Annotated in this window: 22 protein-coding genes and 1 other RNA gene; 14 read left to right on the forward strand and 9 right to left on the reverse strand. The window is 53.0% G+C overall.

The window, feature by feature from the left end; genetic code table 11:
* Positions 1 to 253 precede the first annotated feature (253 nt).
* From dpsA to LY85_RS08730, 4 genes are all read left to right on the forward strand, one after another.
* Positions 254 to 1,114: a dipicolinate synthase subunit DpsA gene (gene dpsA / locus LY85_RS08710; RefSeq protein ID WP_038325839.1), complete on the forward strand. Its 861-nt coding sequence runs from the start codon at positions 254 to 256 to the stop codon at positions 1,112 to 1,114.
* A gap of 3 nt (positions 1,115 to 1,117) precedes the next feature.
* A complete protein-coding gene (locus LY85_RS08715) occupies positions 1,118 to 1,690 on the forward strand; it encodes a dipicolinate synthase subunit B (RefSeq protein WP_141826331.1) in 573 nt (190 codons plus the stop codon).
* 89 nt (positions 1,691 to 1,779) lie between these two features.
* Entirely contained in the window at positions 1,780 to 2,343 is a 564-nt protein-coding gene (locus LY85_RS19245; protein ID WP_185741168.1) for a hypothetical protein, read from the forward strand.
* 18 nt (positions 2,344 to 2,361) lie between these two features.
* Positions 2,362 to 3,636: a PLP-dependent transferase gene (locus LY85_RS08730; protein ID WP_141826334.1), complete on the forward strand. Its 1,275-nt coding sequence runs from the start codon at positions 2,362 to 2,364 to the stop codon at positions 3,634 to 3,636.
* Positions 3,637 to 3,903: 267 nt separating this feature from the next.
* On the opposite strand, the gene LY85_RS08735 is transcribed toward LY85_RS08730, so the two are convergent.
* Genes LY85_RS08735 through LY85_RS08755 form a run of 5 tightly spaced genes read right to left on the reverse strand, consistent with a single transcriptional unit; the run spans position 3,904 to position 8,898 of the window.
* The gene (locus tag LY85_RS08735) at positions 3,904 to 4,626 is read right to left on the reverse strand and encodes a glutamate synthase (RefSeq protein WP_038325845.1); all 723 of its coding nucleotides are present in this window, start codon (positions 4,624 to 4,626) and stop codon (positions 3,904 to 3,906) included.
* Positions 4,623 to 5,855: an FAD-dependent oxidoreductase gene (locus LY85_RS08740; RefSeq protein WP_141826335.1), complete on the reverse strand. Its 1,233-nt coding sequence runs from the start codon at positions 5,853 to 5,855 to the stop codon at positions 4,623 to 4,625. The genes LY85_RS08735 and LY85_RS08740 overlap by 4 nt, the downstream gene beginning before the upstream one ends.
* A 5-nt stretch (positions 5,856 to 5,860) precedes the next feature.
* Positions 5,861 to 6,292: a 4Fe-4S dicluster domain-containing protein gene (locus LY85_RS08745; protein WP_038325848.1), complete on the reverse strand. Its 432-nt coding sequence runs from the start codon at positions 6,290 to 6,292 to the stop codon at positions 5,861 to 5,863.
* 3 nt (positions 6,293 to 6,295) lie between these two features.
* Entirely contained in the window at positions 6,296 to 7,804 is a 1,509-nt protein-coding gene (locus tag LY85_RS08750) for a glutamate synthase-related protein (RefSeq protein ID WP_141826336.1), read from the reverse strand.
* Positions 7,804 to 8,898 (reverse strand): glutamine amidotransferase family protein, encoded by a 1,095-nt coding sequence (locus LY85_RS08755; protein WP_141826337.1) that lies wholly within the window; start codon positions 8,896 to 8,898, stop codon positions 7,804 to 7,806. The genes LY85_RS08750 and LY85_RS08755 overlap by 1 nt, the downstream gene beginning before the upstream one ends.
* A 377-nt stretch (positions 8,899 to 9,275) precedes the next feature.
* On the opposite strand from LY85_RS08755, the gene LY85_RS08760 reads away from it, so the two are divergent.
* The 3 genes from LY85_RS08760 (at position 9,276) to LY85_RS08770 (ending at position 14,112) form a co-directional block, all read left to right on the forward strand.
* Positions 9,276 to 11,369, forward strand: a complete 2,094-nt coding sequence (locus tag LY85_RS08760) for a glutamine synthetase III (RefSeq protein WP_141826338.1) — start codon at positions 9,276 to 9,278, stop codon at positions 11,367 to 11,369.
* Between the two features lie 411 nt (positions 11,370 to 11,780).
* Positions 11,781 to 13,427: a DUF1538 domain-containing protein gene (locus LY85_RS08765; RefSeq protein WP_141826339.1), complete on the forward strand. Its 1,647-nt coding sequence runs from the start codon at positions 11,781 to 11,783 to the stop codon at positions 13,425 to 13,427.
* 1 nt (position 13,428) lies between these two features.
* On the forward strand, positions 13,429 to 14,112 hold the full coding sequence (locus tag LY85_RS08770; protein ID WP_141826340.1) for a P-II family nitrogen regulator: 684 nt from the start codon (positions 13,429 to 13,431) through the stop codon (positions 14,110 to 14,112).
* 139 nt (positions 14,113 to 14,251) lie between these two features.
* Here the strand turns inward: LY85_RS08770 and rnpB are convergent.
* Positions 14,252 to 14,596: RNase P RNA component class A (rnpB, locus tag LY85_RS08775), an RNA gene on the reverse strand.
* A 95-nt stretch (positions 14,597 to 14,691) separates the two neighbouring features.
* Positions 14,692 to 16,149, reverse strand: coding sequence for a nicotinate phosphoribosyltransferase (locus LY85_RS08780; RefSeq protein ID WP_243122515.1), 1,458 nt, complete (start codon positions 16,147 to 16,149; stop codon positions 14,692 to 14,694).
* A gap of 421 nt (positions 16,150 to 16,570) precedes the next feature.
* Here LY85_RS08780 and LY85_RS08785 point away from each other — a divergent pair, with 421 nt between their 5' ends.
* The 7 genes from LY85_RS08785 (at position 16,571) to LY85_RS08815 (ending at position 22,532) form a co-directional block, all read left to right on the forward strand.
* On the forward strand, positions 16,571 to 16,828 hold the full coding sequence (locus LY85_RS08785; RefSeq protein WP_038325855.1) for a helix-turn-helix domain-containing protein: 258 nt from the start codon (positions 16,571 to 16,573) through the stop codon (positions 16,826 to 16,828).
* A gap of 139 nt (positions 16,829 to 16,967) precedes the next feature.
* Positions 16,968 to 18,098 carry a sporulation integral membrane protein YtvI gene (ytvI, locus tag LY85_RS08790; RefSeq protein ID WP_185741169.1) on the forward strand — a complete coding sequence of 377 codons (1,131 nt, stop codon included), beginning with the start codon at positions 16,968 to 16,970 and terminating at the stop codon, positions 18,096 to 18,098.
* A 51-nt stretch (positions 18,099 to 18,149) separates the two neighbouring features.
* Positions 18,150 to 18,377 carry a helix-turn-helix transcriptional regulator gene (locus LY85_RS08795; RefSeq protein WP_038325857.1) on the forward strand — a complete coding sequence of 76 codons (228 nt, stop codon included), beginning with the start codon at positions 18,150 to 18,152 and terminating at the stop codon, positions 18,375 to 18,377.
* A gap of 149 nt (positions 18,378 to 18,526) precedes the next feature.
* Positions 18,527 to 18,901: a GntR family transcriptional regulator gene (locus LY85_RS08800; RefSeq protein WP_243122516.1), complete on the forward strand. Its 375-nt coding sequence runs from the start codon at positions 18,527 to 18,529 to the stop codon at positions 18,899 to 18,901.
* Positions 18,902 to 18,904: 3 nt separating this feature from the next.
* Entirely contained in the window at positions 18,905 to 19,804 is a 900-nt protein-coding gene (locus tag LY85_RS08805; protein ID WP_038325858.1) for an ABC transporter ATP-binding protein, read from the forward strand.
* Positions 19,779 to 21,644, forward strand: coding sequence for an ABC transporter permease (locus LY85_RS08810; protein ID WP_141826342.1), 1,866 nt, complete (start codon positions 19,779 to 19,781; stop codon positions 21,642 to 21,644). The genes LY85_RS08805 and LY85_RS08810 overlap by 26 nt, the downstream gene beginning before the upstream one ends.
* Before the next feature lie 138 nt (positions 21,645 to 21,782).
* Positions 21,783 to 22,532, forward strand: coding sequence for a TVP38/TMEM64 family protein (locus tag LY85_RS08815; protein WP_141826343.1), 750 nt, complete (start codon positions 21,783 to 21,785; stop codon positions 22,530 to 22,532).
* A 28-nt stretch (positions 22,533 to 22,560) separates the two neighbouring features.
* On the opposite strand, the gene LY85_RS08820 is transcribed toward LY85_RS08815, so the two are convergent.
* Together LY85_RS08820 and rd are read right to left on the reverse strand one after the other, a co-directional pair.
* The gene (locus tag LY85_RS08820; protein WP_038325861.1) at positions 22,561 to 23,751 is read right to left on the reverse strand and encodes an FprA family A-type flavoprotein; all 1,191 of its coding nucleotides are present in this window, start codon (positions 23,749 to 23,751) and stop codon (positions 22,561 to 22,563) included.
* 24 nt (positions 23,752 to 23,775) lie between these two features.
* Positions 23,776 to 23,931, reverse strand: a complete 156-nt coding sequence (gene rd / locus LY85_RS08825) for a rubredoxin (RefSeq protein ID WP_081928396.1) — start codon at positions 23,929 to 23,931, stop codon at positions 23,776 to 23,778.
* Positions 23,932 to 23,981 lie beyond the last annotated feature (50 nt).

Here is a 23,981-nt window from a genome sequence, read left to right on the forward strand (position 1 = left end):
TATTCAATCGCAGCGTTTTTGTTCGGATTGCTCCCCACCTTCTGTGGGAAAAATCCGTTCGATCCCGTGACCCGGCGCAAAGGAAACCGCTGCAAAATATTGACCCTCTCTATTATATTGCCATACCTGTTTATAATAAACATTTTTTCGGATATTTGCAATAAAAAATAAAATCAAAACGGAAAACCCGCGCAATCACACCGAGCGTTCCATCTCCATAATATGGGGAAAGAAGTTTGTGGAGGTTTGTACAATGGTAGATATCAACAGTTTCGGCGTACTGGGCGGCGACAAGCGCCAGATCGCGCTGGCCGAATCCATTGCGTCGGACGGGTACACCGTCTATGTCTATGGATTTGACAACATAGAATTTTCCAAGGACGTAAAAAAGGCGGATCTTGAGGAAATTATGATCCGGTGTGAAAATATTATCCTTCCGCTGCCAGTTACGGCGGACGGCAGCCATCTGAATATGGTTTACAGCGAAAACGGCATCGAGCTGAACGACAGCTTTGCCGAACTGATGAGAAATAAACAGGTTTACGGAGGAATGATGGGAAAGCTTTACCAGACCAGCGACGTTTGGGATTCCATCGACACCTACGATTATTATACCCGGGAGGAGTTCGCCGTACACAATGCCGTTCCCGCCGCGGAGGGCGCGATCGAGATCGCGATGCGCGAATACCCCGGCACCGTCAGCCAGAGCAGATGCCTTGTTGTGGGCTACGGAAGAATCGGAAAAATTCTGGCGATGATGCTGCGCGGACTGGGCGCCTCGGTGACGGTGAGCGCCCGCAGATATTCCGATATCGCCTGGATCGAATCCTTCGGGTATTCCTCCGCCATGACGGACAAAATCTGCGACAAAGATCAGTACGACGTTATTTTCAACACGGCGCCCGCTTTGATATTCAACCGGCGCATGCTTTCGAAGATGCGCTCCAAACCGCTGATCATCGACCTTTCGTCCCCGCCCGGCGGCGTGGATTACGAAGCCGCGCAGAAATTCGGCATCAAGGCGATCCACGCTCTTTCCCTGCCCGGAAAGGTCGCTCCGAAAACCGCCGGTGAAATCATCAAAAATACCATTTATAATATGATGGAGGAGTGAAAGATGAAAAGCCTTACTTTCGGTTATGCCCTCTGCGGTTCCTTCTGCACCTTCGACAAGGCGATCGAGCAAATCCGCGCCCTTGTGGAAGCGGGGTACGACATTCTGCCGATCATGTCGCAGAACGCTGCGACGACGGACACCCGCTTTGGAAAAGCGGACGATTTTATCTGGGAGATTGAGGACCTCTGCGGCAAAAAGATCATCAAAAGCATCGTAGAGGCGGAACCTATCGGACCGAAAAAGATGGTTGACCTGATGATCGTCGCTCCCTGCACCGGCAACACGCTGGCCAAAATCGCGAACGGGATCACCGACACCACCGTGACCATGGCGGTGAAATCCAACCTGCGCATCGGCAGGCCGGTACTGCTGGCCCCTGCCACGAACGACGCGCTCGCTGCGTCGGCGCAGAATATCGCAAAATTGCTCAATACCAAAAATATCTATTTCGTTCCTATGAAACAGGATGACCCGGGTAAAAAGCCGACCTCCGTGGTCGCGGATTTCAGCCTGATTCAGCCCGCGGCGCTTGCCGCGCTGGAGGGAAGGCAGCTTCAGCCCATCCTGCTGTGAGTGTGATTATTCATAAATATTTATGCGGATTTCTTGTAAGTTAGTCAATAAATGTGATATGATAAAGCAATGAAATGGAAGTGAGAGGAATGCTGTACTGTCCTAAGTGCCAGCTGCTCATTGACAGCGACACCGACCGCTGCGCCGCATGCGGTTCCAAAAAGCTGCGGGAACCCGGACCGGACGACCCGGTGCTCTTGCTGACGACGGACGAAACGAATGCCGTCATGATCCGGTCCGTCTTTCAGGAAAACGGAATCGTATTTGTCGAGCAGGACAGCGGCTTCGGCTCGCCGCCTTCCATATTGCTCGGCAGCAGGCCTTTTTACGAGGCCCGCAATATTTTCGTGGCTTTCCGGGATAGGAATACCGCCAAAGAGCTGCTGAACGGGATCGGAATTGCGGACGCACAGGACGCGAAGCTTGAGAGCAGCACCCCCGGCCCGGAGGAAGGGCCCGAACCCGAAGAGCCGTCCGAGCCGGAAGAGGGTTCCGAACCCGAAGAGGAGCCGGAGCCGATGAGTTCCCGCAAGCGCTTTTTCTGGCGGATCGTTTCGGCAATGATGTTTATTCTGGTTGTGTGGGGCGTTGTGGCGGCGGCCGACTTTCTGGCCAACGCGCTGAAAGCGTTTTTCACAAAAGGCGGATTTTAAAGGGAAAGGAAAATTTCATTGAGCCATTATCATCTTGATACGGACTGCATCCACGCGGGTTATGAACCGGGAAACGGCGAGCCGCGCGTACTGCCCGTCGTACAGAGCACAACCTTTAAATATGACAGTGCGGAAACGCTCGGCGAACTGTTCGACCTGAAGGCCGACGGATTCTTCTACACCCGTCTGGGCAACCCGACCATTGACGCGGTGGAAAAAAAGATCGCCGCTCTGGAAGGCGGCGTCGGCGCGTTGCTGACCTCCTCCGGTCAGGCGGCTTCCCTGATATCGGTGCTGAACATCTGCCCCGCGGGCGGCCATGTGGTCTGCTCCAGCGCAATTTACGGCGGCACCTTTAACCTGTTTTACAAAACCATGCGCGAAATGGGACTGGAATTTACATTCATTGCCCCGGACTGCACAAAGGAAGAGCTGAACGCCGCTTTCCGGGCGAATACGCGCTGCGTATTTGCGGAGACGCTGACCAATCCTTCGCTCGTAGTAACCGATCTGGAGCTGTTTGCAAAAACGGCGCACGCGCACGGCGTCCCCCTCATTGTAGACAACACCTTCCCCACTCCCATCAACTGCCGCCCGTTTGCTTTCGGTGTCGACATCGTCACCCATTCCACCACGAAATACATGGACGGCCACGCCGTTCAGGTCGGCGGAGCGATTGTGGACAGCGGAAATTTCAACTGGGAAAACGGAAAGTTCCCCGGGCTGACCGAGCCGGACGAATCCTACCACGGAATCGTCTACACAAAGCAGTTCGGCAAAGCGGCCTACATTGTAAAAGCCCGCACGCATCTGATGCGGGACCTTGGCGCTCAGTCGAGCCCGAACAACGCGTTCCTGCTCAATCTGGGGCTGGAAACGCTCGCGCTCAGAATGGAACGTCACTGTTCCAACGCGCTCGCCGTGGCGGCGTATCTGGAGCAGAACGACAAAATTGCGTGGGTGAATTATCCCGGTCTGAAAAGCAGCAGATATTACGAACTCGCGAAAAAGTACATGCCGAACGGCACCTGCGGCGTGATTTCCTTCGGGATAAAGGGCGGGCGCGAAGCCGCCGCCGGATTTATGGAGGGCTTAAAGCTCGCGTCTATCGTTATCCATGTGGCGGACCTGCGCACCTGTGTGCTTCACCCGGCCAGCACGACCCACCGCCAGCTGAACGACGATCAGCTCAGGGAGGCGGGCATCGGTCCCGACATGATCCGGATGTCGGTAGGCATCGAAAACATCGCGGATATTCTTGAGGATATCGACCAGTCGTTAAATAACCTGTAAATCATAACATACGAAAAGGCGGAGCAGCTGCTCCGCCTTTCTATATTTAACCAAATTTGCTGAACAAGAGACTTCCTCAGTCAGGCTTCGCCTGCCAGCTCCCTCACAGAGGGAACCTTTAAAGAACCCCTGCCTCCCTCCGTGAGGGAGGTGGCGCGCCCGGCGCGACAGAAGGAGTTTGGGAGCATTCCACTCACGATTCAACGCAAACCGATTAAGAGCGCCGCCGCAGGCACTTCCCGGCCGGTAGGTCCGGCAGCCTGCGCTTCAGTTAAATGTATAGAGCGATTTATACGGGTTTTTCGTATTGGGCGTCAGGACATAGAAGTTTTTGGAAAGCACTTCCTGCTTATCGATATTGAAAATACCGCAGAACTCATCAAGATGGCCGTCGATTGCCGCCATGTCCTCCGGGGAGGCGGGAGCCGCCTGCACCTGCTTCGGCAGATCCTCCGGAAGCGCCTCGCAGCGCAGGTAAATCTTGCCGCCGTGCATTCCCGTTCCGCAAAGGCTGCCCACGGGCACCTTCTTTTCGGAACCTAGGCCCAGCACGACGATGGTGCCGCCGGCCTGATACTCGCCCAGAAAGCTGCCGGTCTCGCCGCCGATCATGATCAGGGGCTGGTGCGTCTGATACGCTTTCATATGGATGCCCGCGCGGTACCCCGCGTTGCCCCGCACGAGGATTTTTCCTCCGCGCATCGCGTAGCCGGTGGCGTCGCCGCTGGAGCCGTCGATGATAATGGTCCCCTCGTTCATGGTGTCGCCGGTGGCGTCCTGCGCGTTGCCGTTTACCCGGATGGTGGCGCCGTTCAGATAGCAGCCCAGGTCGTTGCCCGGCACCCCGTTGATCGTGATGTTTTTCCCGCTCATGCCGGAGGCGATGTAGCGCTGCCCAAGACAGTTGTCCACCGTGATATCCGCTTCCGTGGAGATACGGATTTCATTGTTCAGGTCTTTAAAATGTTGATTGTCCGCATTGATTTTCATTCTTTGGCACCTCCGAGCTTAACGGCTCTTTCCGACGCGGTAAACGCCATGAGCTGCGGTTTTTCCTTAATCAGTTCGTAATCGACGGTGTCGAGCGGTGTCCTTTCGCGAATCAGCGAAGTGTAGATTCCCGCCCTGGCGACGTCACCGATCAGGATGAAGCCCTTTAACAGATTGTCTTTCGAGACCAGATTTTTATAGGTCTGTTCGGTCCGCACCACATAGGCTTCTCCGTCGTAGCTCCCGGCGGTGATGATGTGCAGCCCGAAAAATCCGATCGCGTTCATCGGGATGGCCTTGTCGTAGACCTTTTCCCCGCCCGCCATATTGATGCCCGCGGCCTCGCCCTGCATATACGCGTTGGGCAAAAGGGCGAGCACACGGTACTGGCCGGAGGTGATGTCGTAGCTTTCGCTGCAGTCGCCCGCCGCGTAAACGCCGTCCAGATTCGTGGCGCAGTGGATGTCGGAAACGATCCCCTTATTGACCTTGCAGCCGATGTCCGCGGCAAGCTTCGTTTCCGGGCGGACGCCGACTGCGACAACCAGAGCGTCGAACTCCAGCTTTTCGCCGCTTTTCAGCAGAGCGGAATTTTTTGTAAACTGCGCGACGCTGTCGCTGAGGATAAACTTTACCCCCTGCTCCTCAATGTGCTTCTGCACGATTTCGGAGCCCGCTTCGTCAAGGATGCTCGGCAGGATGCGGGGCGCGAGGTCCACAACGGTGATCTGCTTTACCTTGCTGCAGATTCCCTCCGCACATTTCAGGCCGATCAGGCCCGCGCCGACGATCAGCACGCGGCTTTCCTGATCAATGACCTTCTGCAGGGCCGCCGCGTCGTCCAGCTTCATAAAGCTGAACTGATTCTCCACTTCCTCCAGCCCCGCCATGGGCGGAACAAAAGGAGAGGAACCGGTCGCAAAGAGCAGCCTGTCAAACGCGACCCCGTCCCCGTTGTCCAAAAGGACTTTTTTATTTTCGTAATCCACCCCGGTAACCGTAACGCCCAGGAGCGGGGTCACCCGGTTGTCTTCATAAAAGGTGTCCGGACGGTACTTCATGCGCTGCCGGGTGGTTTTTCCGTAAAGGAGGTAGGAAATCAGCGGACGCGAATAAACATGATGCGGCTCTTTGGAAATCACCGTGATTTTTCCGGTTTGATCCACGGAGCGGATTCCTTCGATGCAGCCGACCGCCGCAGTCGAATTTCCGATAATTACATAATTCATTCTGTTCACCTCTCCTCAAAAACGATCGCCTTGTTCGGGCAGCCCCGCACACACGCGGGCTCTCCGAAGCTGTTGTTCGTGCAGAGTTCGCATTTCTGGATGACGCTGCCGTCGTTCCCCGGCATGATCGCGCCGTAGGGGCATATCATAACGCAGGTGTAGCAGCCCACGCATTTGTCCTTGTCGACCTCAATAACGCCGTTATCCACGCTGAGCGCGCCGGTAATACAGCTTTTCACACAGAGCGGCTCCGTACAGTGGCGGCAGGAAACGGCAAAGCTGATCCCCTGGTTTTCCTCGATCCGTATCCTCGGGTTGATATGAATATCCTTGAGCGCCTTGACCATATCGTCGCTGCCGGAATTGGCAAAAGCGCAGTTATATTCGCAAAGATGGCACCCGAGACACCATTTCTCATTTACATAGATCCTCTTCATCGCTTATTCCCCCGCATGCTTGATACCAAGAATCTCAAGCTCTTTCTCGTTTAATCCGATTCCGCGAAGCATCAGGCGGTTGCCCTTGAGCGCTTCAATCGAATTGATTCCCATGCCGCCCATCATTTCCTTGATCTCGTGCTGCCACGCGGAGACAAGGTTGACAAGGCGCTTATAGCCGATATCGGGGTTCAGGCGTTTGACAAGGTCAGGCCGCTGGGTCGCGATGCCCCAGTTGCATTTGCCCGTCTGGCAGCTGCGGCAGAGGTGACAGCCGAGCGCCAGAAGCGCCGCCGTCGCGATGTACACCGCGTCCGCGCCCAGAGCGATGGCCTTGACGATATCCGCGGAGTTGCGGATGCTGCCGCCGACGACGAGGGAAACGTTGTTGCGGATTTTCTCCTGGCGGAGCCGCTCGTCCACAGCCGCGAGCGCAAGCTCGATCGGGATACCGACGTTGTCGCGGATTCTGGTCGGGGCGGCGCCGGTGCCGCCGCGGTAGCCGTCGATGGCGATGATGTCCGCTCCGCTGCGGGCAATGCCGCTGGCGATGGCGGCGACATTGTGCACCGCCGCGATTTTTACAATGACCGGCTTTTTATAGTTGGTGGCCTCTTTCAGGGAGTAAACCAGCTGGCGGAGGTCCTCGATCGAATAGATATCGTGGTGGGGCGCGGGAGAAATCGCGTCCGAGCCCTCCGGGATCATTCTGGTGCGGGAAACGTCGCCGACGATCTTCGTTCCGGGCAGGTGCCCGCCGATTCCCGGCTTCGCGCCCTGACCGATTTTGATTTCGATTGCCGCGCCGGCTTCCAGATAATCCTTATGTACCCCGAAACGTCCGGACGCAACCTGCACGATGGTGTTCGCGCCGTACCGGTAAAAGTCCTCATGCAGGCCGCCCTCGCCGGTGTTGTAGTAAATGCCCAACTCCTCGGCGGCCCTCGCAAGGCTTTCATGCGCGTTGTAGCTGAGGGAGCCGTAGCTCATGGCGGAGAACATGACCGGCACGGAAAGCTCCAGATTCGGGGGAAGGTTCTCCGTGTTGAGGCTGCCGTCCGCGTTGCGCTCCAGATTTTCCGGCCGCTTGCCCAGAAAGGTTCTGGTTTCCATCGGCTCGCGCAGCGGGTCGATGGACGGGTTGGTCACCTGCGAAGCGTTGATCAGGATCTTATCCCAGTAAACCGGATACGGCTTCGGGTTGCCCATGGAGGAAAGCAGCATGCCGCCCGATCCGGCCTGACGGTATACCTCGCCGATGACCTCGTTCGTCCAGTTGGCGTTCGTTTTGAAGGTGTGATCGGACTTTACGATTTTCAGCGCCCTTGTCGGGCAAAGCGCCACACAGCGGTGGCAGTCGACGCACTTGGACTCGTCGCTCTTCATCAGATTCAGTTCCGCATCGTAGGAATGCACCTCGTTGGCGCACTGTCGTTCGCACACGCGGCAGGCAATGCAGCGCTGCGGATTACGGATTACTTCATATTCAGGATATAAAAAATCGACAGGCATTATGCATCCACCCCCTCATTCAACGTGATAATGACCGGTTCTCCGCCTCTGGGGGCGAAGGTTCTGTCCGGGTCCGGCTCAATCGCGCGGATCGCGCATTCCTCGCTCGCCACATAGGCCATGTCGCCCTTTTCGGCGACGACCATGGAACGCAGCTTCAGACGGTCGTTCAGCGCCATCATGCCGCCGCTGAAGCCCAGCAGGATGGAGAACGGGCCGGTAATCAGCAGGCTGGAAAACACGTTTCTCAGGTAGGTGAACTTTTTGCGTTCCGCCGCCGGCATCCGGTCGATTTCGCTCCAGAACGGGGCGGCGATGACGTCCGCGGCCTCTTTCAGGCTGAGCCCCTGTTTCCGGTTCAGGTAATCAATAATATAGGTAATCACTTCGGTATCGGTCAGAAGTGTACATTTATAGCCGAACATCTCAATGAAGCGGCGGTTCGCGTCGTAGGAGGAAATTTCACCGTTATGTACAATGGAATAGTCCAGCATGGCGAACGGGTGCGCTCCGCCCCACCAGCCCGGCGTGTTGGTCGGGTAACGCCCGTGCGCCGTCCAGCAGTAGCCCTCGTAGTTTTCCAGGCAGTAATATCTTCCCACATCCTCCGGGAAGCCGACCGCCTTGAACACGCCCATGTTCTTTCCGCTGGAAAACACATAGGCGTCCTTGATCTGCGTGTTGATCTTTATCACGCAGCGCGCGACGAATTCTCTTTCGTCCAATTGCGTATCCTTGAGCAGCTTTTCAAACGGCAGGCCGAAATAGCGCCATATTGCAGGTTCATCCGTAATTTCCGGCATTTTTCGGGTCGGAATCTTTTCCGCGACCGTCACGTCGAAGTTCGCCATGATCTCTTTTTCGCATTCCTCTTTGGCGCGGGCGCTTCCGTAAAAAACATGGAACGCGTACAGGTCCCTGTTATGCGGATAAATTCCGTAGGCCGCAAAGCCGCCGCCCAATCCATTGCTGCGGTCGTGCATGGTGGTAATGGAGCGAATAATGGCTTCGCCGTTCATTTTCTTTCCGCTGCGCGAAAAAATTCCCGATATGGCGCAGCCCGAAGGTATCCTTACATCTCCCTCTAATTGCATAAAAAACTGACCTCCCTGCAATTTCGTATTCCGACGCATTTTATGCCCCGTCAGCAAAAATTGCGAAATTCACAGCTTTCGGCTGTTTACTAAATTTGCGTTTTTTTATAATATAATGTTTAGGCTCTAATGTCAATAGATTTTGCATAATTATGGCATTAAAATTGCAGACTAGTGCAATTTTCCATAAAACTTTATCAATAACAGGATGGTTATGCATGTAATATTATCAAATCCTGCAAATTTTTATTTTTTTATTGACATTCCGCCCCGGCTGTCATATAATAAGCGCATAGCAGCAAAGGCGCTGTAGGGATTTGCCCTATAGTGCCTTCTTTTTTTATTCTTTTTTGTAATTTATGTAGGGAGTGATTTTCATGAGCAATATTCCTGAAATGTTCGGCAGCATGGTCTTCAACGATACGGTTATGAAGGAAAGACTGCCAAAGGACACCTATAAGGCTCTGAGAAAGACCAGGGAGCAGGGCAAGCCGCTGGATCTGCAGGTCGCGAACGTCGTTGCAAACGCGATGAAGGACTGGGCGGTGGAAAAGGGCGCGACCCACTTCACCCACTGGTTCCAGCCGATGACCGGGATCACCGCGGAAAAGCACGACAGCTTTATCTATCCGGTGGAAAACGGCAAGATCATTATGGAATTTTCAGGGAAGGAACTGATCAAGGGCGAACCCGACGCTTCCAGCTTTCCGTCCGGCGGACTGAGAGCGACCTTTGAGGCAAGAGGCTACACGGCCTGGGACCCTACCAGCAATGCGTTCATCAAAGACGGCTCCCTCTGCATTCCCACCGCGTTTTGCTCCTACGGCGGCGAGGCGCTTGATAAAAAGACCCCCCTGCTGCGTTCCATGGACGCGATCGACAGGCAGGCAATGAGGATCTTAAAGCTGTTCGGCAACACCGAAGCCCACCGGGTCATCACCACGGTAGGACCGGAACAGGAATATTTCCTCATTGACAAGGCGATGTACGAAAAAAGAAAAGACCTGATCTACACCGGCAGAACGCTGTTCGGCGCGAAGCCCCCGAAAGGACAGGAGCTTGAGGACCACTATTTCGGCGTAATCAAGCCGAGAGTGTCCGCATACATGAAAGAACTGGACGAAGAACTCTGGAAGCTTGGCATTTTCGCCAAGACAAAACATAATGAAGTCGCTCCTTCCCAGCATGAACTCGCTCCCATTTTCACCACAAGCAACGTAGCCTCCGACCAGAACCAGCTCACCATGGAGATCATGAAGAAGGTCGCCACAAAGCACGGCCTGACCTGTCTGCTCCATGAAAAGCCGTTCGCGGGCATCAACGGAAGCGGCAAGCACAACAACTGGAGCATTTCGACCGACACCGGCGTAAACCTCCTTGAGCCGGGCGATTCTCCCCGCGAGAACGCTCAGTTCCTCCTTTTCCTTGCCGCGATCATCCGGGCGGTCGACGAGCATCAGGACCTGCTCCGCATCTCTGTCGCGAGCGCGGGCAACGACCACCGTCTGGGCGCGAACGAAGCTCCCCCGGCGATCGTCTCCATGTTCGTGGGCGACGAGCTGTCCAGCGTGCTGAAGTCCATTGAGGACGGCTCCTCCTATCATCAGCAGGACAAAGTTTCCATGAAAATCGGCGTCGATGTTCTGCCCGCTTTCCCGAAGGATTCCACGGACCGCAACCGCACTTCCCCGTTTGCCTTCACCGGCAACAAGTTTGAGTTCCGTATGCTCGGCTCCACCGTTTCCATCGCGTGTCCGAACATCATGCTCAACACGATCATTGCCGACGCCCTGTGCACCTTTGCGGATGAGCTGGAAAAGGCGGATGATTTCAACTCCAAGCTGGCTGAGATCATCAAAGACACGATCAACGATCACAGCCGTATCATTTTCAACGGCAACAACTATGCCGAAGAGTGGGTCGAGGAAGCGAAAAAACGCGGTCTGCTGAACCTGCGCTCCACCGCGGACGCGCTGCCGTACTATGTCAGCGACGCCAATATCTCTTTATTTGAAAAATACAACGTGCTGACGAAAACGGAAGTTCATTCCCGCTATGAAATCCAGCTGGAAAACTACTGTAAACAGCTCCACATCGAAGCGCTGACCATGGTGGATATGATCAAAAAAGACATTCTGCCGGCGGCCTGCTCCTATATGAAGGACATCAGCAAGGAGGCCATCAACAAGAAACAGCTGTGTGCGGACATCTGCTGCGAACTGGAAGAGACCCTGCTGAAAAAGCTGTCCAGCCTCACTTCCGACCTGTACAAGAAAATGCTTGTTCTGGAAGAGACCGTCGTACCGGAGAAAGAATTCAAGGATGTTCTAGAACAGGCAAAATACTACCGCAATACGGTTTTCGCGGAAATGGAAGCAACCCGTGTCATCGCGGATGAAATCGAAAGCCTGGTCGGCGCAAAATACTGGCCGTACCCGACTTACGGCGACCTGCTTTTCAGTGTGATCTAAAAGCGGGAACAGCATTGGCTTGCGAGGGTATATTGTAATATAATGCACAAGGGCGTGTATTCTGTTATAGCTTACAGAATACACGCTTTTTTATTTACCAGCCGCCCGGCGGCCGCCGCGTCCCGGCAAACCACCGGTAAAAGATACGACGCCTGCCGGGTATATATTCATTCAGAGTACAAGATCTTTACATATCTTCCTATATAAAGTGGGCGGTCTGTCATTCCGGCAGACCGCCCGCTTTATCTATATCCTTTGATTTTATGAACAATTTTTGAACTCTTTGTATTATTCGGTCTATTTTATACAAAATATGTTATAATTTTAGTAAAATATGCGGTTGTCACCATGAATGGCTGAATAGCTGGTTTGAAAGCTGAAATAGATACTATGAACGAAAGGAAGTTGAGAATGAATGGAGTAATGACCGAAAAACTGAAAGAATCCGTGCAATCCGTCCTGCCTGTTGGCATCATCGTTCTTCTGCTGAACTTTACAATCGCGCCCATGCCCACAGGCACTCTGATGATGTTCCTCACCGGAATGGTCCTGCTGATCGTGGGGATGAGCATCTTCACTCTGGGCGCGGAACTATCGATGATTCCCATGGGAGAAACCATCGGCTCGGTGCTGACCAAGTCGCGGAAGCTCTGGCTGATGGTGGTAAGCAGCTTTATCCTGGGCGTCGTGGTGACGGTGGCGGAGCCGGACCTGCAGGTGCTGACCAAGCAGGTGCCCGCCGTGCCGGACGCCGCTTTGATCGCGTCTGTCGCGTGCGGGGTGGGCATTTTTCTGGTGATTGCGCTTCTGCGCATCCTGTTCCAGATGAATCTATCCCACGTTTTGATCGTCTCGTATGTTTTTGTCTTCATTATCGCCGCACTGACGGCCCCGGACTATCTGGCCGTCAGCTTTGATTCCGGCGGCGTAACCACCGGACCGATTACCGTGCCCTTTATTCTGGCGCTTGGCCTGGGCATTTCTGCCGTGCGCGGCGGCAGTACCGCGGAGGAGGACAGCTTCGGGCTGTGCGCGCTGTGCTCCATCGGCCCTATTCTGGCGGTGCTGATCACGGGAATGTTTTTCGACCCCTCCGGAACGGGGTTCGCGTTTGAGTCCGCTGCGACCGTAGACAGCGTCAGCGAGCTGATTGCGCTGTTTGCAAACGGCTTTCTCCAGTTTTTTAAGGAAGTCTGTATTGTTCTGCTTCCGATCGTCGTGATTTTCATATTCCTCCAGTTGATTCATCTAAAGCTCCCGAAAATCAAGATGATTCGCATTATGGTCGGAATTGTGTACACGCTCGTCGGGCTTTCGGTCTTTCTGACCGGCGTCAACATCGGCTTTATGCCTGCCGGCACCTACCTGGGACGTTCCATCGCCTCCCTTCCCTACCGCTGGATTCTCATTCCCCTGAGCGCGGTGATCGGGTGCTGCGTCGTCTTTGCGGAGCCCGCGGTTCATGTTCTGAACAATCAGGTGGAGGATATCACCAGCGGCGCGATCTCCGGAAGGATGATGATGGTCGGCCTTTCCATCGGCGTGGGGCTTGCGCTGGCTCTGGCCATGATTCGCATCATGACGCACACCTCCATCTGGTTCTTCCTGCTTCCGGGCTATGCCATTGCGCTGGCAATGACCTTTTTCAGCCCGAAAATTTTCACCGCTATTGCTTTCGACTCCGGCGGCGTGGCGGCCGGGACCATGGCCGCGGCGTTTCTGCTTCCATTTGCTTCCGGCGCGTGTGACGCGTTAGGCGGTAATATTATGACGGACGCCTTCGGGATTATCGCCATGGTGGCCATGATGCCGATCATCACCGTACAGGCAATCGGTATTATTTACCGGATCAAGCTCGACCGCGCGGAAAAGGCGGAAGAAGCGGACAACGTTCTGCCGGAGGAAGGTGTTGCATCGCCTGAATTCTCGGGGGAAAATCCGGAATTTCCGGAAGAATCGGAGGAAAATAAGGGAAAAGTCGAAAACCCTATTGCAAATTCCGAGGAAACCAGCGAAAATAGAACAGATGGCGACAATTCGTTGGAAAGGGAGGAATGAAATGACGCAGACAAATACCGGATCGGAATCGACCGTACTGATGATCACGATTCTCAACCGGGGAAACGGCAAAAAAATTGCAGATCTGTTTTCCGGCAGAGGTGTGCGCCTGAATTTCCTGGCTTTGGGAAAAGGAACCGCGGATTCAAAAATCCTGTCCTACTGGGGCCTTGGCGAAACGGAAAAAGACGTTCTGTTCAGTGTGATGCCCGGGGAAACAGCCGAAAGCTTTGTGGAAGAACTGAATGAAAAAATAGGCAGGCCCGGAAGCGGTATTGCCATGACCATACCGATCAACGGTGCTGCGGGATGCAGGGAAGAGACTCTCTGCCATACCGTATTACAGAAAACAGGAGGGAGCTTTATGGACCAATCCTTTGAACACGCACTCATCGTCGCGATTGCCAATCAGGGTTTTTCAGATGAAGTGATGGATGCCGCAAAAGCCGCGAAAGCGACCGGGGGTACCGTGATCCACGCGCGGGGTGCCAGTGTGAAGGACGCCGAAAAATTCTTCGGCATTACGATCCAGCCGGAAAAGGAATTGATTCTGATTTTAACAAAAAGCGAACACCGTGAAGAAATTATGCAGGCGATTGCGCGCGAAAAGGGCCTTCATACGGACGCCAAGGCCATTGCGTTTTCCCTGCCTGTCAACGGAGTGGCAGGGCTGCCCGCTTTATAGCCTGAATTCGGCAGAATCCCGGAGTTTCCGCCGCAATAACAGTATTTTTGTTTTAAATTATACAATCTGTATAATTTTAAATGCGCAATGAAAGACAAAAAGACGAAAGCCTGCTGAAACAGCGGGTTTTCGTCTTTTTGATGCGACCAGGCCTGTAAGCCGAGTTCTGTCGTGAACAGCCATCTATCTTGGCCGGATGTTGCCATCGCGGCTCAGTGCCACCTTCTCGGGACGCGCCGGGCCGGCGCATGAAGTCCCTCTGCGGTGTTGCTCCGAATAGGGTTTGCAGAGCCGCGCGGTCTCCCGCGCGCTGGTGAGCTCTTACCTCGCCTTTCCACCCTTACCGTTTACCGGCGGTATATCTCTGTTGCACTTTCCCTGGGGTCGCCCCCGGCGGCCGTTAGCCGTTATTCTGCCCTGTGGAGCTCGGACTTTCCTCGGGCACGTCCTTTCGGACTGTGTCCGCAGCTGCTCAGCCTGCTCGCTAGACTATTTTAATCGATGAAAGGCCGTCTGTCAACTGCAGATTATGGAAGCGGCCTTCCGCCGACTGAAAAACGAATCCGATGCCGGCTTCCGTTAAAAGCTGTGCTCGGAGATCAGGCGGTTTTTCTCGTCCCAAAGCTTCTGTGATAAATCCACATAATACTGATGCGGATTTTCAAAACGCGTGACCTCGTCCCAGAGCGTATCCACCTGCTGCAGGCAGTATTCCTTGATTTCGTTCAGGTCGCGCGGCTTTGTCAGGCTTTTTCCGTTTTCAAACAGTTTCTGGCGCAGTTCCACCGCGCGGAAATTTTTGACGATTTTCCTCTTCCAGATATGTTCCGGGTCAAACAGCTCGTACGGCTTGGTGTCGTCGATCACCTCGCCGTGCAAAGTGATCAGGTCGGCAATCGCCTTGCCGCTTTCCCTGTCAAACAGCCTCCAGAGATTTTTAAAGCAGGGCGTGGTAATTTTTGCCACGTTTTCGCTGATTTTAATCTTCGGAATGACATTCCCCTTTGCGTCCTCGACTCCGCTCAGCTTGTAAACGCCGCCGAAAACAGGCTCGCTGGCCGCGGTAATCAGGCGCTCGCCCACGCCGAAGCTGTCCACACAGGCACCTTGCATCAGCATGTCGCGTATTATATACTCATCGAGAGAATTCGACGCGCAGATCTTGCAGTCCTCAAATCCGGCGGCGTCCAGCATTTTTCTCGCTTTTCGGGAAAGATAAGTAATGTCGCCGCTGTCGATGCGGATTCCCGCGGGGCGGAACCCGAGAGGGAGAAGCTCCTCGTTGAACACGCGGATCGCGTTGGGAATGCCCGATTTCAGAACATTGTAGGTATCGACCAGCAGGGTACACTGGTTCGGATATTCCCGGGCATAGGCCCGGAAGGCTTCCAGCTCGCTGTCAAACAGCTGGACCCAGCTGTGCGCCATGGTGCCCAGCGCCTTCACGCCGTAATCCCGGTCACAAAGGGTGCAGGCGGTACCGCAGCACCCGCCGATATAGGCCGCCCTGGCCCCGAGAACGGCTCCGTCCGGTCCCTGCGCGCGGCGGGAACCGAATTCCATGACCGCTCTTCCCTGCGCCGCGCGGACAATCCTGTTGGCCTTGGTGGCAATCAGGCTCTGATGATTGATACAGAGCAGAATCATGGTTTCAATGAACTGCGCCTGGATTACCGGCCCGCGCACCGTAACGATGGGCTCGGTCGGAAAGATAGGGGTCCCTTCCGGGACCGCCCACACGTCGCAGGCGAACCGGAAATTCTCCAGATAACCGATAAAATCCTCGTTGAAAATTTTGCAGTCCCGCAGATACTGAATGTCCTTCTCGGTAAACTTCAGGTTCTCCAGATACTCCACGGCCTGCTGGACACCGGCCATGATCGCGTAGCCGCCGTCGTTTGGCACACGCCGGAAAAACATGTCAAAATAGACGATCGTGTCTTGATAGCCGTTTGTAAAATAGCCGTTGGCCATGGTGATTTCATAAAAATCGGTCAGCATGGTCAGGTTGGTTTTGAATCCGTTCTGTTCATTCATCCTGTTCAGCTCCAATAAATTATTAAATTTTGCTGTAACTCCACCCGTGCCGGTCATCATATTATAGAACAGCAGTAAAGTGTCTCATGGATACCGTAACGGCATCCCGGTCTATAAAAATCTCTTTTTGAAAATTACAATAAATTATAAGCTATATGAAGAATATTATAACAAGGTTAAGGCAAAATAACAAATAAGAAATGCAAATATGATGAAATCATTACTAATTTGAAAAATATTGGTTCATTATGTGAAATTTTTTTATATTTTATTGCATTATAAACAATAAAATATTATACTATATGACATTAACAGAATTTACGCTGGTAAATTTCCAATGATTTGTAAATTTTCAGGAAATTTTGTTACAGGCGCTGTGCAGATGGAATATGTATGTGCGTAAAAAATATTTCGTGGGGAGATGAATTCAGTGAGATTACGCAAACAGGCACTTGGAACTCGTAATTTAGTCGGTGCGCGTGTGGAGATGGCACGCAAAAACCAAGGGATGAAGCAGAAAGAGCTTCTGGCTCAGCTTCAGGTTAACGGTGTCGATATGAACGCCTCCGGCTTGTCTAAATTGGAAGGCCAGATCCGCTATGTAACGGATTTTGAACTTTCTGCTTTAGCTAATATTTTAAATGTTTCAGTCGACTGGCTTTTAGGCCGCGAAAAATAATCGTATTTGAATAACGGGGCAGGTTGAGGCGCTTCGCGTTGAGCGGGGCGCTCTTTTTTTGCTTTCTTTTTTGCAAAAGATCGAATATAATGATATTATATTACTATTTCGGACAGCAAAAGGCAAGGAGGATATGATTTTGTTTGACAGGCGACAGCTTACCCGGTTAAAGCCGCTACTGGCCTTTTTCGTAGGGTTTACTTTGCTTTTCTACTTTTTCGCGCTTACGCTGAAATTCACGTTTCCTTTTCTGGCGGGATTTCTGCTGGCCCTGATCGTACAGCCCGTCATCCGACAGCTGAAAAAGCGGATGCATTTCAACCCCTCGGCGGCCGCGGCGCTTTCCACGCTTCTGGTTTTTGTGGTGGTGTTCGGCCTTCTGTTTCTGCTGGGCTACTGGCTGATTTATGAAATCAGCAACCTGCTGAACAATCTGACCACGGACGTAGGCGCCCTGACCGCGCCGATCAACAGCCTGATCAGTATGGCGGGAGAGTATTTGAATCGCATCAATTCCAAATATATTGAACAGAATCAGCAGCAGATTCTGAATATCGCCCAATCCGGCGCCGGAATCGTAAAAACGATCCTGGCGAGCGTGCTCACCTTCCTGACCTCCCTGCCGGCCATTTTCACCATGTTCATCGTCATGATTCTTTCCACCTACTTCTTTTCAAAGGACATGACCTCGATCAAATCGCACGTCATGTCGCTGTTTTCCCAGACCACCGCGTTCAATATCCGCTCCGCGTCGCGCCACGGAATGAATATGAGCGGAAAATACGTCGGTTCCTATCTGCTGATTTATTTCATCACCTTTGTGGAAACGCTGATCGTTTTTTTCGCGCTGGGTGTACCGTATCCGCTTGTTCTGAGCATTGTGACCGGCATCGCCGATATTCTTCCCGTGCTCGGCCCCGGAACCATTTATATCCCCCTGACGCTTCTTTACCTTGTAAGCGGCAACTTTTTCAAAGCGGGCGCGCTTCTGGTCTGCTGGCTGCTGATTACCTCCATCCGCCAGATCATTGAGCCGAAACTGATCTCCTCGTCGATCGACATTCATCCGCTGACCATGCTCGCGGCGATCTATTTCGCGTTGGTGGCCCAGAATTTTCTGATTCTGATCTACTGCTCCGCGCTTTTGATCCTTTATAAAATTCTGACCCAGATCGGCGTGCTCCCCACCCTGTTTGAAGCGAAGCCAGCCGCCGGTAAGGAGACTGCAAAAACCGGCCCGCAAAGCGATCCGCCCCCACCGGAAATCTAGCAGGCAGAAAAACCCGGGCCGTTAACGGCCCTTTCGTTTGAGGTGATTGGCATGGATTTAAAGCATTATGATCAATACAGAAAGCTGGGCCTGAATATCGCATATTATCGGAAGGACAAAGGATACACACAGGAAGCTCTTGCGGAAAAGCTGGACATTGACAGAACAACCGTAAGTAAAATTGAGCTTGCCGTTTCGGGGGTCTCGCTGGACATCCTTTTCGCGATCTCCGACCTGCTGAAAGTTCCCGTATATAAATTTTTTGAATTCAGAGATTAACCACAAACAGAAAACCCGACCGTAAACGTTTTTCCCCGCTGTTTTTCTATTGTTGACATTTTTGTAATGATTATTGACTTGAGGAAGTAAGCATGTTATAGTCTAGCTGTACTAATCTTAATAATACAGAAAATACAGAAGAGGTGAGGATGGTGTTCACACTCGATTATAAGAGCCGGCTGCCGATTTACGAGCAGCTGTACAGAAGCATACGGCGCATGGCCGCCGTGGGCGCTGTGGACCAGCGGGAGCCGCTTCCAAGCGTAAGGGCGCTGGCGCAGGAGCTGGGGGTCAACCCAAACACGGTGCAAAAGGCCTACCGGATGCTTGAACACGACGGTATTATCTGTTCCATCCCGGGGAAAGGGTCCTTTCTTTCCGAGGACCTCTCCGCAATTTCCCAGCAGCGGGAAATTGCGCTGGAAAAGCTGGACGACGCAATCCGGTCCGCCGCGGATTTTGGAATAACTAAAAGTCAAATCATTGTAAGGGTGGAAAGCATTGTAAGCGGGAGAGGTGAGTGAGCGATGATAGAAGCAAAAAAACTAACGAAGAAATTCGGCGCGACCACCGCGCTGGATGAGATATCTTTTTCCATCGGGTCGGGTTCGGTGTTCGGGCTGGTCGGTTCCAACGGCGCCGGAAAATCCACATTTCTGCGCACGCTCGCGGGAATCTATAAGCCGGACGGCGGCGAGGTGCTTCTGGACGGAGCGGCGCCGTTCGAAAACTCGGAGGTCAAGTCTCAGATTTTTTTCATATCGGATTTCCCGTATTTTCTGCCGCAGGCCACTCTGAGAGAAATGGCGGGATTTTTCTCCCGCATTTACCCCGGCTGGAGCCAGAAGCGGTTTGAAGAGCTGTGCGGGCTGTTCCCGATCGACAGCAAGAGCAAAATCGTCAATATGTCCAAGGGGATGCAGCGGCAGGCGGCGATTATCTGCGCGATCGCGACCCAGCCGAGCTGCCTTCTTCTGGACGAGGTGTTCGACGGCCTTGACCCGGTGATGCGCCAGCTTTTAAAGCGCATTGTTTCCGGGGAAGTCGCCCAGCGCGGCATGACGGTGATCATCGCCTCGCACAATCTGCGGGAGCTGGAAGATTTCTGCGACCATGTGGGGCTGTTCCACAAAGGCGGCGTCGTATTCGAGCGCGACCTTGACGAGCTGAAGCTCGGCATTAACAAGGTGCAGGCGGTGTTCAAGCCCATGCCCGAAATCAGCGCCTTCGCGCCGCTGGAAATCATTAAGACCGAAATGCACGGTTCCCTGATTAATCTGGTGATCCGCGGTTCAAAAGACGAGATTCTGGAAAAGATAAACGGGTTGAACCCTGTTTTCGCGGAAGTGCTTCCGCTCACTCTTGAAGAAGTATTTATCAGTGAAATGGAGGTGGCCGGTTATGACCTCGAAAACATCCTCAACTAGGCGCAGGAAAGAATTCTGGGAAACATACTTATGGTCGCTGAAGAAAAACCGCGGTATGATGGCGCTTCTTGCGCTTCTGATGTTTATCGCGCTGCCCATGATTCTGATGATCCTGATGGCGAACACGCAGAATCGGATCACCACCGAGGTTTACACGCCCGAAATGTGGACGCAGACCTATCTGAGCAGCGTCACGGGGCTGACCGCTCTGATTGTCACCCCGATGTCCCTGATTTTCGTTCTGGTAATTTCCGTTTCCCTGTTCGGCTATATGCATCAAAAGCGCAGCGTGGATTTGTTCCACGCGCTGCCGGTCGGCAGGACGCCCATGATTCTGGGACGGCTGCTTGCCAGCCTGACCGCGCTTTACGCGCCTATTTTACTGAATTTTGCGATCGTATTCATTGTGGGCGCAGCCTACCCCGTACAGCTTCAGCTTTGCTGGGTCACCGTATTTTCCTATCTGCTGTGGCTGATGCTGATCTGTGCGGCGGCGCTGTGCCTGTCCTCCTTCATGGCGGTCTGTACCGGAACGACCACCGACATGATTCTGTCCCTGCTGGGCATTAACGCGGCATATCCGCTTCTGATTTTTCTGGGCGACCGGTTTGCCTCCTCGCTTTTGCCCGGCCTGAATACCGGATTAACCGCAAACTCTCTTATTCTGACCGCGGTTTCTCCTTACATGGCCGCTTTCATGCCGTATATTGTGAGCGGAAGCCAGGCTCGTAGCGGAGCTCTGGTTGTCGATACGGGCTTCTATGTGTGGTGGATCCTATTTACCCTAGTGCTTCTGGCGGGCACCGTTCTTCTCTACCAGAAACGCCGCAGCGAATGTGCCGAAAGCAGCTTTGCTTTCTCCCTTCCTAAAAATGTGATCCGTTTCATGATCACCGCTGTGACGGGCCTCGGTCTGGGGCTGCTGCTCCAGAGCGGAACGGAAAGCTCCGGGAACTTCTTTATCGGCCTGATTGCCGGGTCCCTTGCCGCGCATATTGTGACGGAGACCATTTATTCCCGCGGGTTTAAGCAGCTGAAAAGGAGCTTCGTCGGATACGGCGTTTTCATGGCCGTGTTTGTGGTCACTTATGCTTTTCTTGCCACGGGCGCTTTGGGCTACGACATCCGCGTTCCCCTGGCGGAGGATGTGACAAGCGTCACCATAGAGGACCCTTACACAAACAACGGCGGGCAGATTCTTGACGCGAATCACCGCGTCCTTACCTCCGTTACGCCGACACTGACGGAAAAGGCCAATATTGAAAAGGTAACTGAATTCCATAAGAAAATCACGCAGGACAAAAGAGAACATTCCTATCCTTATTGCCTGAACAGCATGAACGGCACTTCCTTTACGTTAACCTATCATCTGAAAAACGGCGGCATCGTAAACAGAACCTATTATCTGGAATATAAGAATGACGGACAGGGAAATCCGATCTCTCCGCTGGGCGAAATCGCCGATACCAGAGAATACAAAGAAACTCAGGACCTCCTGTTTTATGTTGAGCCGGAGTACATCAAAAGCGTCGATCTGGACACACGGGGCGGGGAAGACAGCACCACCTTTGCGCCGGACCTGAACACCAAAAAGGAACTGCTGGACGCCATGAGGCAGGATTATCTGGACGGCAAGCTGAACGACGGCAAAAACCTTGACGTAGATTCCTCTTACCTGGTGATCGAATACAAGTCGCCTCTTCAGGTGAAGGACGGCAAGCTGAAAACCCTGCTGAACGGATATGAAGGTAATCTTTACCTGTACTCAAACAGCTACAACTTTTCAAATAAGTCCGGAAAAACCGGACAGCTGGTGGAAAAACTCGGCTGGAATAAATAACAAGCTGCATAATCACGCAAATACAGCATATCAATACAGGAAGGCGGCCGGCTCTCGGACCGGCCGCCTTTTCTATCCGGAAATACCGTCATGCGCTCCTCTTGGCCGCGTGTGCCGGTTAAAAATCGATCCTGAAAAATGTTTTGGGAGGAACCTGAAATTATAAACACTGAAAATCAAAAGGAATACGAAGAGAAAAGAAAAATCACCGGCATCGTTTCCGTTTCCGTGCTGCTCCTTTTGTTCGCGGCAGCCACCGCGCTGCTTTGGAGGCCGCTGATCGACACCATCTCCAACCCGGAGCAGTTCCGCGTATGGGTCAACCTGCACGGGGTGGCGGGAAGATTCGCCTTCGTCGGTATGATGGTCCTGCAGATCATCTTTGCCGTCATCCCCGGCGAACCGATGGAGGTCGGCGCGGGCTACGCCTTCGGTACTCTGGAGGGCACCCTGCTGTGCCTGGCCGGAGCGGCGGTCGGCTCGTCCGTTATTTTCCTGTTTACAAAGCTTTGGGGAAACAGATTGGTGGAAGCGTTTATCAGCCGGGAAAAAATCCATTCCCTGCGCTTTATGAAATACAGCAGAAATCTGAACTTCATCGTATTTTTCGCGTTCCTGATTCCGGGAACCCCGAAGGACCTTATGACCTATTTTATCGGGCTTACATCCATGAAGCTGAAAACCTTTTTAATCCTGACCAGTATTGCGCGGATTCCCTCTGTGATCACTTCTACGATTACAGGCAATGCGTTGGGGATGCAGGATTACAGGATCGCGGCCATTATTTATTCCATCACGGCGGCCGCCAGCCTGATCGGCGCGATTGCTTACCGCAGAATTTCCAAACGGTACCGGCAGGGCAAAAAAGAAAAATCCAGAAGTGACTGACAACTCAGCCGCTTCCGGATTTATTTTTTTACTTCATGTTGGATACTATTTCTTTCGCGTACGCCCTGATGGCCGTCAGGTCTTCTTCCGTAGGACTGAAAAGAACACGGAAGCCTTCTCCGATAAACCGGAGCTTCAGGTGTTCCATCCGGGATTTCATCATCGGAACGGCTTCGCCGCTCCAGCCGTAAGCACCGAACGCCCCGACCGGTTTTTGTTTGGTGTTGATCGCGTCCACGCTGGCAAGGATGTCCCAGATGACTTTCGGCGCGTCGCGGTTAATGGTGCAGGAACCGATCAGCAGAGCGTCCGCTTCATTGACCAGCTTCGCTGCCTCTTCAAACGGCGTAAAGACGACATTGATCAGCTCCGCATCCAGCTTCTCGTCTTTTTTCAGTTCGTCATAGGCTGCTTCGGCCAGCTTCGCAGTACATCCGTAAGCGGAAGCGTAAAGGATACCGACCTTTTTTTTCTCATGCGGGACGGGAGTGCTCCACTCCCGGTAAAGCTCCTCGCATTTCTGAATGCTTTCGGTAAGACAGGGGCCGTGACTGGGACAGACCAATGTAATCGGAAGGTCCTTTATTTTGTCAAGCCCGGCCAGAACATAGGGCTTGAACGGCCCGAAAATACAATTGTAATAATACTCGAATTGCTCGCTGTACTTGTCCGGATAATGGACGGTCGTATCAAGCATAGTGGGCTCGCAGTAATGCGTCCCCAGAAAGTCGCAGGTAAACAGCGTCTTTTCCGAACCCATGTAGACAAACATGGAATCCGGCCAGTGAAGAAGAGGCGCTATGATGAATTCGAGCTCTTCCCCTCCGATCGAAAGCCTGTCCCCCTGTTTTACAGTGACGCATTGGAAGTCTCTGTTGGTAATGGCGGAAAGATACATCTTTGCCGCCACCGTACAGTAAACCGTAATATTGGGATTCATTTCGAGCAGCTTTCCAACGCTGCCGGAATGGTCCGGTTCCGTGTGGTCCATAATCAGATAATCAATTTTGGAAATATCGATGACACTTTGAATGTTATTCAGGTACTCGTCGAAAAACGGAGCGTGTACCGTATCAATCAGAACGTTCTTTTCACCCGTAATGAGGTACGCGTTATAGCTGGTGCCATAACGCGACTCCATAATAATGTCAAAAACACGCAGTGACGGATTCAGGACACCGACTGAATAAACATTGCTTTTGAGTTTGATTGCACCCATTCTAATGACATTCTTCCTTTTCAGTTATTCCGGAGAAAACATATCCTTGCCGACCCCGCACATAGGGCAGGTCCAGTCGTCGGGCAGATCCTCGAATTTTGTTCCGGGTGCGATGCCGTTGTCCGGGTCACCTACCGCGGGGTCGTATACATAGCCGCATGCATTACAAACATATTTCATAAGCTTTTCTCCTTTGTTTTGAATTTGTCATTAGTATAGAATAGCACAGC

This window comes from Clostridium sp. KNHs216 (genome assembly GCF_006714885.1).
Lineage (GTDB): Bacteria > Bacillota > Clostridia > Oscillospirales > Acutalibacteraceae > Caproiciproducens.

Coding starts and splice junctions, on each gene's coding strand:
- dpsA (WP_038325839.1), top strand. CDS start 254: ATGGTAGATATCAACAGTTTCGGCGTACTGGGCGGCGACAAGCGCCAG.
- LY85_RS08715 (WP_141826331.1), top strand. CDS start 1,118: ATGAAAAGCCTTACTTTCGGTTATGCCCTCTGCGGTTCCTTCTGCACC.
- LY85_RS19245 (WP_185741168.1), top strand. CDS start 1,780: ATGCTGTACTGTCCTAAGTGCCAGCTGCTCATTGACAGCGACACCGAC.
- LY85_RS08735 (WP_038325845.1), bottom strand. CDS start 4,626: ATGAAAATCAATGCGGACAATCAACATTTTAAAGACCTGAACAATGAA.
- LY85_RS08740 (WP_141826335.1), bottom strand. CDS start 5,855: ATGAATTATGTAATTATCGGAAATTCGACTGCGGCGGTCGGCTGCATC.
- LY85_RS08745 (WP_038325848.1), bottom strand. CDS start 6,292: ATGAAGAGGATCTATGTAAATGAGAAATGGTGTCTCGGGTGCCATCTT.
- LY85_RS08750 (WP_141826336.1), bottom strand. CDS start 7,804: ATGCCTGTCGATTTTTTATATCCTGAATATGAAGTAATCCGTAATCCG.
- LY85_RS08755 (WP_141826337.1), bottom strand. CDS start 8,898: ATGCAATTAGAGGGAGATGTAAGGATACCTTCGGGCTGCGCCATATCG.
- LY85_RS08760 (WP_141826338.1), top strand. CDS start 9,276: ATGAGCAATATTCCTGAAATGTTCGGCAGCATGGTCTTCAACGATACG.
- LY85_RS08765 (WP_141826339.1), top strand. CDS start 11,781: ATGAATGGAGTAATGACCGAAAAACTGAAAGAATCCGTGCAATCCGTC.
- LY85_RS08770 (WP_141826340.1), top strand. CDS start 13,429: ATGACGCAGACAAATACCGGATCGGAATCGACCGTACTGATGATCACG.
- LY85_RS08780 (WP_243122515.1), bottom strand. CDS start 16,149: ATGAATGAACAGAACGGATTCAAAACCAACCTGACCATGCTGACCGAT.
- LY85_RS08785 (WP_038325855.1), top strand. CDS start 16,571: ATGAATTCAGTGAGATTACGCAAACAGGCACTTGGAACTCGTAATTTA.
- LY85_RS08795 (WP_038325857.1), top strand. CDS start 18,150: ATGGATTTAAAGCATTATGATCAATACAGAAAGCTGGGCCTGAATATC.
- LY85_RS08800 (WP_243122516.1), top strand. CDS start 18,527: ATGGTGTTCACACTCGATTATAAGAGCCGGCTGCCGATTTACGAGCAG.
- LY85_RS08805 (WP_038325858.1), top strand. CDS start 18,905: ATGATAGAAGCAAAAAAACTAACGAAGAAATTCGGCGCGACCACCGCG.
- LY85_RS08810 (WP_141826342.1), top strand. CDS start 19,779: ATGACCTCGAAAACATCCTCAACTAGGCGCAGGAAAGAATTCTGGGAA.
- LY85_RS08815 (WP_141826343.1), top strand. CDS start 21,783: ATGTTTTGGGAGGAACCTGAAATTATAAACACTGAAAATCAAAAGGAA.
- LY85_RS08820 (WP_038325861.1), bottom strand. CDS start 23,751: ATGGGTGCAATCAAACTCAAAAGCAATGTTTATTCAGTCGGTGTCCTG.
- rd (WP_081928396.1), bottom strand. CDS start 23,931: ATGAAATATGTTTGTAATGCATGCGGCTATGTATACGACCCCGCGGTA.